Annotated in this window: 11 protein-coding genes; 5 read left to right on the plus strand and 6 right to left on the minus strand. The window is 73.3% G+C overall.

The window, feature by feature from the left end:
- Window positions 1–113: 113 nt before the first annotated feature.
- From ABZ945_RS02505 to ABZ945_RS02520, 4 genes are all read right to left on the minus strand, one after another.
- Window positions 114–1,424: a sugar ABC transporter substrate-binding protein gene (locus ABZ945_RS02505; RefSeq protein ID WP_361262552.1), complete on the minus strand. Its 1,311-nt coding sequence runs from the start codon at window positions 1,422–1,424 to the stop codon at window positions 114–116.
- Window positions 1,425–1,581: 157 nt separating this feature from the next.
- Window positions 1,582–2,838, minus strand: coding sequence for a substrate-binding domain-containing protein (locus ABZ945_RS02510; protein ID WP_361262555.1), 1,257 nt, complete (start codon window positions 2,836–2,838; stop codon window positions 1,582–1,584).
- Between the two features lie 198 nt (window positions 2,839–3,036).
- Window positions 3,037–3,810, minus strand: a complete 774-nt coding sequence (locus tag ABZ945_RS02515; protein WP_361262558.1) for an SDR family oxidoreductase — start codon at window positions 3,808–3,810, stop codon at window positions 3,037–3,039.
- Between the two features lie 81 nt (window positions 3,811–3,891).
- Window positions 3,892–4,575, minus strand: a complete 684-nt coding sequence (locus ABZ945_RS02520) for an MOSC domain-containing protein (protein ID WP_361262561.1) — start codon at window positions 4,573–4,575, stop codon at window positions 3,892–3,894.
- A gap of 156 nt (window positions 4,576–4,731) precedes the next feature.
- On the opposite strand from ABZ945_RS02520, the gene ABZ945_RS02525 reads away from it, so the two are divergent.
- Entirely contained in the window at window positions 4,732–5,673 is a 942-nt protein-coding gene (locus ABZ945_RS02525) for a LysR family transcriptional regulator (RefSeq protein WP_361262564.1), read from the plus strand.
- A 115-nt stretch (window positions 5,674–5,788) separates the two neighbouring features.
- Here the strand turns inward: ABZ945_RS02525 and ABZ945_RS02530 are convergent, their stop codons facing one another.
- Window positions 5,789–6,181: a WhiB family transcriptional regulator gene (locus ABZ945_RS02530; RefSeq protein ID WP_361262567.1), complete on the minus strand. Its 393-nt coding sequence runs from the start codon at window positions 6,179–6,181 to the stop codon at window positions 5,789–5,791.
- Window positions 6,182–6,676: 495 nt separating this feature from the next.
- Between ABZ945_RS02530 and ABZ945_RS02535 the strand changes: the two genes are divergently transcribed.
- The 4 genes from ABZ945_RS02535 to ABZ945_RS02550 all read left to right on the plus strand — a co-directional run bounded on the left by ABZ945_RS02535 (window position 6,677) and on the right by ABZ945_RS02550 (window position 11,046).
- A complete protein-coding gene (locus tag ABZ945_RS02535) occupies window positions 6,677–7,288 on the plus strand; it encodes a response regulator transcription factor (protein ID WP_003948568.1) in 612 nt (203 codons plus the stop codon).
- A 230-nt stretch (window positions 7,289–7,518) separates the two neighbouring features.
- Window positions 7,519–8,166 carry a sigma-70 family RNA polymerase sigma factor gene (locus tag ABZ945_RS02540; protein WP_361262571.1) on the plus strand — a complete coding sequence of 216 codons (648 nt, stop codon included), beginning with the start codon at window positions 7,519–7,521 and terminating at the stop codon, window positions 8,164–8,166.
- A 139-nt stretch (window positions 8,167–8,305) separates the two neighbouring features.
- On the plus strand, window positions 8,306–9,811 hold the full coding sequence (guaB, locus tag ABZ945_RS02545; protein ID WP_361262574.1) for an IMP dehydrogenase: 1,506 nt from the start codon (window positions 8,306–8,308) through the stop codon (window positions 9,809–9,811).
- A 110-nt stretch (window positions 9,812–9,921) separates the two neighbouring features.
- Window positions 9,922–11,046: a GuaB3 family IMP dehydrogenase-related protein gene (locus ABZ945_RS02550; protein ID WP_248632461.1), complete on the plus strand. Its 1,125-nt coding sequence runs from the start codon at window positions 9,922–9,924 to the stop codon at window positions 11,044–11,046.
- A gap of 91 nt (window positions 11,047–11,137) precedes the next feature.
- Here the strand turns inward: ABZ945_RS02550 and ABZ945_RS02555 are convergent, their stop codons facing one another.
- Window positions 11,138–12,379: a nucleotide sugar dehydrogenase gene (locus ABZ945_RS02555; protein WP_361262578.1), complete on the minus strand. Its 1,242-nt coding sequence runs from the start codon at window positions 12,377–12,379 to the stop codon at window positions 11,138–11,140.
- Window positions 12,380–12,407 lie beyond the last annotated feature (28 nt).

A 12,407-nucleotide genomic window follows, 5' to 3' on the forward strand; every position in this document is an offset into this window, starting at 1 on the left:
AGGCGGTGGGCTCGGCCGCCGGGCTGCCGGAAGCGGTGGGGTCGGCCGCCGGCTGTCCGGGCGCGGGGCTGCCGGGTACCGGCCGGCCGGCTGTGACGCGGTCCGTCACGTCCTCAGCCCTCGACCTTCAGGCCGCGCTTCCTCAGCTCGGCCACCGTGGCCTCATGGCCGGCCCGGACCGCGTCGGCGATGGTGGTGGAGCCGCCGGAGACCTTGCCGAGCTGGTCCTTGATGGTGGTGTTGGTGGTGCCGGTGGTCGGGCCCCACGCCCAGCCGCCCTTGATGGAGGCGCCCGCCTCGTCGAAGAGCCGGTAGATGTCCTGGCCGCCGTAGTACCCGGCGTCGAAGGCCGACTTGGCGACCGGGCGCAGCTCGGTGGCGGCCGGGAAGGCGCTGGAGGTCCCGGAGCCGATCCGCGCCTTGACACCCTGCTCGGTGGTGGCCATCCAGGTGGCGAACTCCACGGCCGCCTCGGCGTGCCCGCTGTCCTTGGTCACCGCGAAGGTGGAGCCGCCCAGCATCCCGCTGGCGGGCTTGCCGTCCCAGCTCGGCATGGGCGCCACCGCCCACTTGCCGCTCTGCTCGGGCAGGGTGCCCTTCAGCACTCCGGCGCCCCAGGAGGCCCCCAGATAGCCGATGGTGGAGTCGTTCTTCAGCGAGCCGGTCCACTCGGGGCTGAAGGAGACGTCGTTGTGGACCAGGTCCTTGTCGAGCAGGTCCTGCCAGTAGCCGGTGACCTTCGCCGTGGCCGCGTCGGTGGTGTCGATCTTCCAGGTGTCGCCCTCGGCCTTGAACCACTGGGCGCCGGCCTGCCAGACCATCGCCTCGAAGGTGGTCGGGTCGTCCGGGAAGAAGGTGGCGATCCGCGCCTTGGCGTTCGCCTTCTTCACCTTCTCGGCCGCGGCCCGGAACTCGTCCCAGGTCTTCGGCACCTCCACGCCGTACTTCTCGAACAGGTCCTTGCGGTAGTAGAAGGCCTGCGGCGCGGCGTCGAAGGGGACGGCCCAGCTCTTCCCGCCCAGGGTGGTCAGCTCCACCGCCTGCGGCAGCAGCTTGCCCTTGACCTCCTCCGGCAGCCGGATGTCCTTCAGGGCGCCCTGGCTGACGAACTCCGGGAGCGAGGGGTACTCGATGGACACCAGGTCGGGGGCGTTGCCCGCCTTGACCGCGTTGGAGATCTTGGCGTAGCCGCCGGCGCCGCCCGCCGGGATCTCCTCGAACTTCACCCGGATGTCCTTCTGCGCCGCGTTGAAGGCGTCCACGGTCTCCTTGGTGCCCTTGGCCCAGCCCCAGAAGGTGATGGTCACCGGCTTGCCGTCGGCCGCCGGGGCGGAGTCCTCACCGCCCCCGCAGGCGGTGAGGACGGCGAGGGCGGTGACGGCGGCGGCTATGGCGGAGGTGCTTCTGTTCCTACAGCGGCTCACGGCGGCTCTCCTGAACGGACGACTGCGCGGAAGGTGTGGCCGTGATGATTGAGCCGTTTATGAGCGAAGTCAAGAGCGAAAGATTGTTTGATCGAAAATTGATCAGATGGCCGCAGCAGGTGGCCGCCGCCAGGTGGGCACCATCAGGCGGGCGCCGTCAGGCGGAAGGCCCGCCCGCGCTCTCCCGGTCCGCCGCGCCCTCCCGGGCCACCGCTGCCTCCCGGACCGCCGCACCGGAGGCCATCGGGGCCGCCCCGCACGACGCCCGCACCCGCAGACTCGGCAGCAGGGTCACCTGGCGCCGCGCGTCCGCCGCCCGGCCCTCGCCCTCCCCACCGGCCACCGCCCCGCCCGGCATGCCCGGCGCGCCCGCGGCCCGCGCCGCCAGCCGCTCCACCAGCAGTTCCGTCGCCAGCCGCCCCACCTGCCGCTTCGGCGGGGCCACCGCCGTCAACGGGATGTCCGCCAGCGCGGCGACCTCGTCGTCGTACGCGATCAGGGCCAGGTCCTCCGGCACCCGCACCCCCACCTCCGCCAGCCGCTGGACCATCTGGATGGCGTCCACGTCGTTGTGGACCAGGGCCGCGGTCGCCGCCCCCGAGACGACGGCCGCGCGCAGCGCCCGTACCGCCGCCTCGAACCCCTCCGGCTCCAGCTCCGCCGGCACCGAGTCGACCACCGGCCCGGGCGCGTCCAGCCCCAGCAACCGCAGCGCCCGCGCGTACCCGGCCCGTACCGCCAGCGCCGTCGGGGAGTCCGCCCGGGCCACCAGCAGCGGCGCCCCGTGCCCCAGCCCCACCAGGTGCCGCACCGCCAGCAGCACCCCGTGCCGGTGGTCGGAGGACACCCGGTCCAGCCCGTCCAGCGCCGAACCCGGCTCGGCCCGCCGCTCCAGCAGCACGGCGGGCACGGGCAGTTCGGCGATCCAGTCGCCGTGCTCCGCCTGGTCGCCCGGCGCCCGCCAGCCCGGTGCGACCAGCAGTCCCTCCGCCCCCGAGGCCAGCAGCCCCTCGGTGCGCGCCCGGTCGTCCTCCGGCCGGTAGTCCGAGATCCGCAGGATCAGCCGCGCCCCGGCCCGGGCCGCCGCCTCGCGCGCCCCGCGGATCACCTCGGCGAAGTAGTACGTGGCCGAGGGCGCCAGCAGACCGATGACCGGCCCCCGCCCGGGCGCCGCCGACAGGGCCTCACTCCCGGCCGGAAGCTCCGCCCCGCCCGGCTGCCCGGCCGGCCCCGGCCAGGACACCTGCCCGTGCACCCGGTCCAGCAGGCCCCGCCCGGCCAGCGCCTCCACGTCCCGGCGGGCGGTCACCGGGGAGACGCCCAGCTGCACGGCCAGGTCGGCGACCCGCGCGGTGCCCCGCTCCCGTACCAGCGCCAGCAGACGGTCGTGACGTTCGGCGGCACTCTCACGCACGGTGGAAATCCCCCTCCTCGGTGGCCGGACCGGTCGCGCCGGTCGCCCGACCCTAATCCACTCTGATCGAATGAGGAACGTTCGATCATCCGGGCAGTCCGATCATCCGGGCCATGCGTCCTGACGATCGATCACCGGCGCGCCCCCCCCCAGGCCCGGCCGGGCACCTGCCCGCCCGCACAGGTCACCCGTCCGCCGTCAGCTCGGGCCGTACTTGCGCCCCGCGCGCGAGCTGACACCCCCGAGCAGACTGCGCGGCGCCAGCTTCACCACACCCATCAGCGCCTTGTAGCGCGGGTCCGGAATCGAGATCGTCCGTCCACGGGCGAGGTCCGCCATGGCCGCCGCGACCAGCTTGTCGGCGTCCAGCCACATCCAGCCGGGGATGTTGCCGGTCCCCATGCCCGCCCGCTCATGGAACTCGGTGCGCACGAACCCCGGGCAGAGCGCCATCAGCCGCACCCCGCTGCCGGCCAGGTCCTTGGCCACCCCCTGGGTGAACTGCACCACCCACGCCTTGGACGCCCCGTAGGTGCCGCGCGGGACGAAGGCGGCCACCGAGGCCACGTTCACCACCCCGCCCCTGCCCCGTCCGCGCATCGCCTCGCAGGCCGCGGACGTCAGCCGCAGCACCGCCTCGCAGTGCACCTTCAGCATCCGCAGCTCGTCGCCCATGGACACGTCCAGGAAGCGGCCCTTGTTGCCGAAGCCCGCGTTGTTGACCAGCAGGTCCACCGGGCGCTTCGGGTCGCCGAGCCGCCGCTCGACCGCGCCGATGCCCTCCTCCGTGGCCAGGTCGGCGCTGAGCACCTCCGCCTCGATGCCGTGCCGGTCATGGAGCTCGGTGGCCTGCTCGCGCAGCCGCGCCGTGTCACGGGCGACCAGGACCAGGTCGTGCCCGTCCGCCGCGAGCCGACGCGCGAAGGCGGCGCCGATGCCCGCGGTCGCGCCCGTGATCAGTGCAGTCGTCATAAGCGGCACGTTAACCGCCCCCGCACCCCGCGCGGCACACCCCCCACCCGCCCGCCCGCTCCTCCCGGTGGCCCCGGGGCGTCAGGCCAGGCGTTCGGCGTTCCGGTCGCCGGCCCGGGCCACGTACGTGCGGGCGGACTCCAGCAATTCCGGGTGGAGCGCCTCGCCGGCCGCCAGCACCTCGGGGAGCAGCGTCCGCTCGGTCGTGGCGGCCCGGAAGGCGACCGACACGGTCACCCGGTGCGCCGGGCGGTGCACCACCTCGACCGCGTCACCCGCGCGGATCTCACCCGGCCGGAGCACCCGCAGATACGCGCCGGGCGCCGCCTCCTGGGTGAACCGCCGCACCCAGCCGCGCTGGCCCAGATGGGCCGCGAAGGTACGGCACGGGATGCGCGCGCTGGTCACCTCCAGGAGCAGCTCCGGGCCGATCCGCCACCGCTCGCCGATCAGGGCGCCGTTCACGTCCACCCCGCCGGTGGTGAGGTTCTCCCCGAACGCCCCGTTGGCCAGGGGCTGCCCCAGCTCGCGCTCCCACCCGTCCAGGTCCTCGCGGGCGAAGGCGTACACCGCCTGATCGCTGCCGCCGTGGTTGCGCATGTCCCCGATGGCGTCCCCGGCCAGCCCGCTGCCGCCCTCGCCCTTGACCCCGGGGTCGCTGACCAGCACGGGCCCGTCCACGGGCCGCTTGTCGATCCCGGTCACCCCGGCGGAGGAGGCCTCCGTCGGGCGCATCGCCCCGATGTTCACCGTCAGCACCTTCATGCCCGCACGCTATCCCGGAATCCCGGAAGGGCTCAGGTGCCCGGAATCCGGGAAGGGCTCAGCTGCCCGGAATCCCGGAGGGGCCGGTGCGGCCCGCGTCTCAAAGCGGGTGAAGGCGATTCGCTTCCGTCTCCAAGCTCCGCTTATGCTCGCGGGGTGATCGAAGCCCGTCATCTGCGCGTCCTGCGCGCCGTCGCCGCCACCGGCTCCTTCTCCGCGGCCGCGCGTGAACTGGGCTGCACCCAGCCCGCCGTCAGTCAGCAGATGAAGGCGCTGGAGGGCTCCACCGGCACCCCGCTGCTCATCCGCACGGGCCGCGAGACCCGGCTGACCCAGGCCGGCGAGGCGCTGGTCCGGCATGCCGCGGGCATCCTCGCCGGACTCACCGCGGCCGAGGAGGAGGTCGCCGCCATCGCGGGCCTGCGGGCCGGGCGGGTGCGCCTCGTCTCCTTCCCGAGCGGCAGCTCCTCGCTGGTGCCGACCGCTCTCGCCGCGCTGCGGGCCGACCACCCCGGCACCCGGGTCTCCCTGGTCGAGGCGGAGCCGCCGCGCTCGGTGGAGATGCTGCGCGAGGGGGACTGCGACGTGGCGCTCGCCTTCCGCTACGGCGGTGGGACGGGGCGGAACGGGAGCGGCGGCGGGCCGCGCGAGCAGGCGGCCGCCGGGGACGACTGGACCGACCTGGTGGTCCGGCCGCTGCTCACCGACCGTCTGGTGGGGCTGGTCCCGGAGGGCCACCGGCTCGCGGGGGCGGGCTCGGTGGGCATCGCCGAGCTGGCCGAGGAGTCCTGGATCGCGGGCTGCCCGCGCTGCCGCCGCCAGCTGGTGCAGGTGTGCGAGGCGGCCGGGTTCGTCCCGCGGATCGACTTCGCGACCGACGACTACCCCGCGGTGGTCGGCCTGGTCGGCGCCGGGCTCGGGGTCGCGGTGCTGCCCGAGCTGGCGGTGGAGTCGGTACGGCCGCGGGGCGCGCGTACCGTCGCGGTGGAACCGGTCGTCGAGCGCGAGGTGGTGGCCCTGACGCTGCCCGACCTGGCCCAGGTGCCCGCGGTCGCGGCCACCCTGGACCGGCTCGCCGCCGCAGCCGCCCGAAGCTGACCCGCGCCGCCCTCCGGGGCCCGCGCCCCTGGGTGCGCAGAATCGGGTCCGTGTGCGCGGAAGCGGCCCCGGGTGCGCAGGAACGTTCCTCCTCGACGTTCGCGGGCGCCGGTGCTCAGGAGTGGTAGACCGTCCGCGAGGACGGCTCAGAGGTGCGGTGGCCGTGGTGGTGGGCGGGGGAGGCGGCGGCCGGGGTGCCGTTCGCCGAGGGGGCGGTGGAGACCAGGCGGTTGCGGGCCCGCCCCATCAGCTCCTCGCGTTCGTCCTCGGTGAGGCCGCCCCACACCCCGTACGGTTCGCGCACCGCCAGGGCGTGGGCCGCGCACTCGGCCCGGACGGGGCACCGCATGCACACCTCTTTCGCCGAGTTCTCGCGCGCACTCCGCGCCGCGCCGCGCTCACCCTCGGGGTGGAAGAAGAGTGAACTGTCGACCCCTCGGCAGGCCGCGAGCAGCTGCCAGTCCCACAGGTCGGCGTTGGGTCCGGGAAGGCGGGAGAAATCTGCCATGGCGCATGTCCCTTGGTTCCGGTGCGTGAGCGAACTCCGGTGCCGACCGGAGCTGAGCGGGCGGACTTGAGCGGATGGGGCGGGAGAGGGGTGAGAGGAGGAGTCGGTGGGGCGGTGGTAGGTGGCCGGTGCGGCCATGACCGGCGGCCCCGTACAGCCACGACGTTACAACTACTGTCTAAGTAGATGTAAATATGACTCATTGCGAATCTAGCCACAGACACTGGCAAAGTGAAGGAAAAGCAGCTAAATGGGGCATAGCTCCAGGTGAACCATTCGTGACCTGCGTCGCTCTCCTCCGTACCGGCCCGCTCACATAGAGTGCCGAAGGGGTAGCGGGGACCCGTAACTCTTTCGAGTGACCGTCGTTGAGAGTGCGGAGCGGTTGATGAGAGAAGCGCTCGGGCAGATGTCCGGGGGCGTCAACCGCACAGGTGACGATTCACGACCAGCCTGGAGGCTCTAGGTGACGCGCATCAGCTGCGGAGGACGGCCATGACATCCGTTCTCGTCTGCGACGACTCCCCGCTTGCCCGAGAAGCGCTCCGCCGCGCCGTGGCCACGGTGCCCGGCGTCGAGCGCGTGACGACCGCGGCCAACGGCGAGGAAGTCCTCCGCCGCTGGGGCGCGGACCGCTCGGACCTCATCCTGATGGACGTGCGCATGCCCGGTCTGGGCGGCGTGGAGACCGTCCGCCGGCTGCTCTCCGCGGACCCCGGCGCCCGCATCATCATGCTCACCGTCGCCGAGGACCTGGACGGTGTGGCGCTGGCCGTCGCCGCCGGCGCCCGCGGCTATCTGCACAAGGACGCCTCCCGCGCCGAGCTGCGGGCCACGGTCACCCAGGCGCTCGCCGATCCCACCTGGCGGCTCGCCCCGCGCCGGCTGCGCTCGGCCGAGATGGGCGCCGCGCCCACCCTCACCGCACGCGAGATCCAGGTGCTGGAGGGCATGAGCCACGGCCGCTCCAACGCGGAGATCGGCCGCGAGCTGTTCCTCTCCGAGGACACCGTGAAGACGCACGCCAGGCGGCTTTTCAAGAAGCTGGGCGCCTCGGACCGCGCGCACGCCGTCGCGCTCGGCTTCCGCTGGGGCCTGGTGCGCTGAGGCGCCGGCCGTGGCGGCCCCGTCCGCCCCGCGGCGGACGGGGCGGCGGAGCGACGGGATCTGTTTCCGCGCCGATGCCGCATCCTTGAAGAGTGGAGTTCCTCGGGGACAAGTCGATCGAGCGGGAGGGGAGGGCGCACGAGATGACGAGCGCGCCTGCTCATAACGCTTCGGTGCACAAGGGTGGAAGCGGTACGGCGGACGGGCACCCGCCGGTGCACCATGGACCGATGCGTGACAACGAGGCGGCCCCGGCCCAGACGGCGGCCGCCGTCCAGGGCACCGCCCGTGGAGCGTCCCCCTCGCAGGGGCCCGCCCGCGGGGGAATCGGGGCACTCGTCCACCGCGCGGTGGAGGGCGACGAGCAGGCCACCCACGACCTGCTCGCCCATGTCCACCCGCTCGCCCTGCGCTACTGCCGCACCCGGCTCAACCGGCTGCCCGGTGACGCTCGCCACTTCGTCGAGGACCTCGCCCAGGAGGTCTGTGTGGCGGTACTGATGGCGCTGCCCCGCTACCGCGACACCGGCCGCCCCTTCGAGGCCTTCGTCTTCGCCATCGCCGGCCACAAGGTCGCCGACCTCCAGCGCGCCGCCATGCGCCACCCCGGCTCCACCGCGGTGCCCTCCGACGAGATGCCCGAGCGGCCCGACGACTCCCTCGGCCCCGAGGAGCGGGCACTGCTCAGCGATGACGCCGAGTGGGCCAAGCGGCTCCTCGCCAACCTCCCCGAGGTCCAGCGGGAACTGCTGGTGCTCCGGGTCGCGGTGGGCCTCACCGCCGAGGAGACCGGCCAGATGCTCGGCATGTCCCCGGGCGCGGTCCGGGTCGCCCAGCACCGCGCGCTCAGCCGGCTCCGCGCCCTCGCCGAGCAGTGACCCCCCTACTTTTCCCGCCCCTTCCGTCGCCCGTGTGAACGTCCAAAACTTCTCGGTGATCTTGTTCGTGGAATGGGACACGCCGCGAGCCCGTTAGCATGGACATCCGCACCGAGCAAGGCCATCTGGGGAAGGTGTCATGACCGCTTACGTCGACGGAGTGCCCGAGAAGTTCGCGACGCTGGGGCTTACCTACGACGACGTGCTGCTGCTGCCCGGCGCGTCGGACATGGCCCCGGACCAGATCGACACCTCGTCGTACATCTCGAAGAACGTACGGGTGAACATCCCGCTGCTGTCGGCGGCGATGGACAAGGTGACCGAGTCCCGGATGGCCATCGCCATGGCCCGCCAGGGCGGCGTGGGCGTGCTGCACCGGAACCTGTCGATCGCCGACCAGGCGAACCAGGTGGACCTGGTCAAGCGCTCCGAGTCCGGCATGGTGACCGACCCGATCACCGTCCACCCGGACGCCACGCTCGCCGACGCCGACGCGATCTGCGCCAAGTTCCGCATCAGCGGCGTGCCCGTCACCGACCAGGCCGGCAAGCTGCTGGGCATCGTCACCAACCGCGACATGGCCTTCGAGACCGACCGCGGCCAGCAGGTCCGGGACGTCATGACCCCGATGCCGCTGGTCACCGGCCGGGTCGGCATCTCCGGCGTGGACGCCATGGAGCTGCTGCGCCGCCACAAGATCGAGAAGCTGCCACTGGTCGACGACGCGGGCATCCTCAAGGGCCTGATCACCGTCAAGGACTTCGTCAAGGCCGAGAAGTACCCGAACGCCGCCAAGGACAAGGACGGCCGACTGTTGGTCGGCGCCGCCGTCGGGGTCGCCGGGGACGCCTACGAGCGCGCCCAGGCCCTGATCGAGGCGGGCGTCGACTTCATCGTGGTCGACACCGCGCACGGCCACTCCCGGCTGGTCGGCGACATGGTCGCCAAGATCAAGTCGAACTCCTCGGTGGACGTCATCGGCGGCAACATCGCCACCCGCGACGGCGCCCAGGCGCTCATCGACTCCGGTGTGGACGGCATCAAGGTCGGTGTCGGCCCCGGCTCCATCTGCACCACCCGGGTGGTCGCCGGCATCGGCGTCCCGCAGGTCACCGCCATCCACGAGGCCTCCCTCGCCGCCAAGGCGGCCGGTGTCCCGGTCATCGGCGACGGCGGACTGCAGTACTCCGGCGACATCGCCAAGGCGCTGGTCGCCGGCGCCGACACCGTGATGCTCGGTTCGCTGCTGGCCGGCTGCGAGGAGTCCCCGGGCGAGCTGCTCTTCATCAACGGCAAGCAGTTCAAGTCGTACCGCGGCATGGGCTCGCTGGGCGCCATGCAGTCCCGCGGCGAGCAGCGCTCCTTCTCCAAGGACCGCTACTTCCAGGAGGGCGTCGCCTCCGACGAGAAGCTGGTCCCCGAGGGCATCGAGGGCCAGGTGCCCTACCGCGGCCCGCTCTCCGCGGTGGTCCACCAGCTGGTCGGCGGTCTGCGCCAGTCGATGTTCTACGTCGGCGGCCGCACCGTGCCCGACCTCCAGGCCAACGGCCGGTTCGTCCGGATCACCTCCGCGGGCCTCAAGGAGAGCCACCCGCACGACATCCAGATGACCGTCGAGGCGCCGAACTACAGCAACAAGAGGTAACCCGTCCGGGTGCGGCGGAGGGGCGGATTCCGGCATACGGCCGGGACCGCCCCTCCGCCGTGCGTCGGGGATACTGGTAGGCGCAGACGTAGAGGGAAAGGCCACACATCGTGACTGAGATCGAGATCGGGCGCGGCAAGCGCGGCCGCAGGGCGTACGCGTTCGACGACATCGCCGTCGTCCCGAGCCGGCGCACCCGGGACCCGAAGGAGGTCTCGATCGCCTGGCAGATCGACGCCTACCGGTTCGAGCTGCCGTTCCTGGCCGCCCCGATGGACTCGGTGGTCTCCCCCGAGACCGCCATCCGCATCGGCCAGATGGGCGGCCTCGGCGTCCTCAACCTCGAAGGCCTGTGGACCCGCTACGAGGACCCCCGGCCGCTGCTGGACGAGATCGCCCACCTCCCGGCCGACACCGCCACCCGCCGTCTGCAGGAGATCTACGCCGCTCCCATCCAGGAGGAGCTGATCGGCCTGCGCATCAAGGAGGTGCGCGACTCGGGCGTGGTCACCGCCGCCGCGCTCTCCCCGCAGCGCACCGCGCAGTTCTCCAAGGCGGTCGTCGACGCGGGTGTGGACATCTTCGTCATCCGCGGCACCACCGTCTCCGCCGAGCATGTCTCCGGCGCCGCCGAGCCGCTCAACCTCAAGCAGTTCATCTACGAGCTGGACGTCCCGGTCATCGTCGGCGGCTGCGCCACCTACACCGCCGCCCTGCACCTGATGCGCACCGGTGCGGCCGGCGTGCTGGTCGGCTTCGGCGGCGGCGCCGCCCACACCACCCGCAACGTGCTGGGCATCCAGGTCCCGATGGCGACCGCCGTCGCCGACGTGGCCGCGGCCCGCCGGGACTACATGGACGAGTCCGGCGGCCGCTACGTCCACGTGATCGCGGACGGCGGGGTGGGCTGGTCCGGCGACCTGCCGAAGGCCATCGCCTGCGGCGCCGACTCGGTGATGATCGGCTCCCCGCTGGCCCGCGCCACCGACGCCCCCGGCCGCGGCCGGCACTGGGGCATGGAGGCCGTCCACGAGGACGTGCCGCGCGGCAAGCTGGTCGACCTCGGCGCCGTCGGCACCACCGAGGAGGTCCTGACCGGCCCCTCGCACACCCCGGACGGCTCGATGAACTTCTTCGGCGCCCTGCGCCGCGCGATGGCCACCACCGGCTACAGCGAGCTGAAGGAGTTCCAGCGCGTGGAGGTCACCGTCGCGGATGCCCAGCACAAGCGCTGACGGCACCCGAACGGACCTCGGAAGGAAGGGCCCGCACCCCATCGCCAAGGGTGCGGGCCCTTTCCGCGTACGGTCTACGGGGCGCCGGGGGTCACAGGCGGTGCGCGGCGCCCGCCGGGGTGGCCCCCCGGGTGTCCAGCAGCAGCTGCGCCTTCACCGCCAGGCCCTGGAGGTCGTACGTACGGTGGTGCTGGAGCAGCACCGTCAGATCGGCCGCCGCGGCCGCCTCGTACAGCGAGTCGGCCCGCGGGACGCGCCGCCCGCCCACCCGCCAGCCGGCCACATAGGGGTCGTGGTAGCCGACCTGGGCGCCCATCGCGGTGAGCCGTTCGGCGATCTCGGTGGCCGGTGCGCCCTGCCGGTCGGCGAGGTCCGGCTTGTAGGTGACGCCCAGCAGCAGCACCCGGGCCCCGCGCGCCGACTTGCCGTGCTCGTTGAGCAGGGTGGCGCAGCGCTGGACGACGTAGGCCGGCATCCGCTCGTTGACCTCGCCGGCCAGCTCGACCAGGCGGAGCGGGCGGTGCCCCGGCAGGGTGCCCACCGGGGTGCCGTGGCCGCCGACGCCGGGCCCGGGGCGGAACGCCTGGAAGCCGGACGGCTTGGTCTCGGCGCACCGGATGACGTCCCACAGGTCCACGCCGAGGTCGTGGCAGAGCACCGCCATCTCGTTGACCAGGGCGATGTTGACGTGCCGGAAGTTGGTCTCCAGCAGCTTGACGGTCTCCGCCTCGCGGGTGCCCCGGGCGCGGACCACCTTGTCGGCGAGGCGCCCGTAGAAGGCCGCCGCCGACTCGGTGCAGGCGGGGGTGAGCCCGCCGATGACCTTGGGGGTGCGGGCGTAGCCGTGGGCGGGGCGGCCGGGGTCGAGGCGGCCGGGGGAGTAGGCGAGGTGGAAGTCGCGCCCGGCACGCAGTCCGGAGCCCGCTTCGAGCAGCGGCAGCAGGTGCTCCTCGGTGGTGCCCGGGTGGACCGGGGACTCCAGCAGCACGGTGGTGGTGGGGCGCAGCCGGGCGGCGAGCGCGCGGGCCGCCTCGTCGAGGGCGGTGAGGTCCGGGCCGCCGTCGGGGCCGGGCGGGGTGGGCGCGCAGATGACGGCGGTGCGGACGCGGCCCAGCTCGGCCGGGTCGGTGGTCGGCCGGAAGCCCCCCGAGAGCATCCGGCGGATCTCCGGCGCGGTCAGCGAACCGTCGACCGGAGGGCGCCCCGCGGCCAGCTCGGCGACCACGCGCGGGTCGGTGTCATAGCCGATGGTGTCGATACCGGCGGCCGCGGCGGCCTGGGCCAGGGGCAGTCCGAGATGGCCGAGGCCGATGACGGCGAGGTCTGCGGGCATGGGGTGATGCCGTCCTTCCCAGGGGCCG

This window comes from Streptomyces sp. NPDC046887 (genome assembly GCF_040644755.1).
Lineage (GTDB): Bacteria > Actinomycetota > Actinomycetes > Streptomycetales > Streptomycetaceae > Streptomyces > Streptomyces lichenis.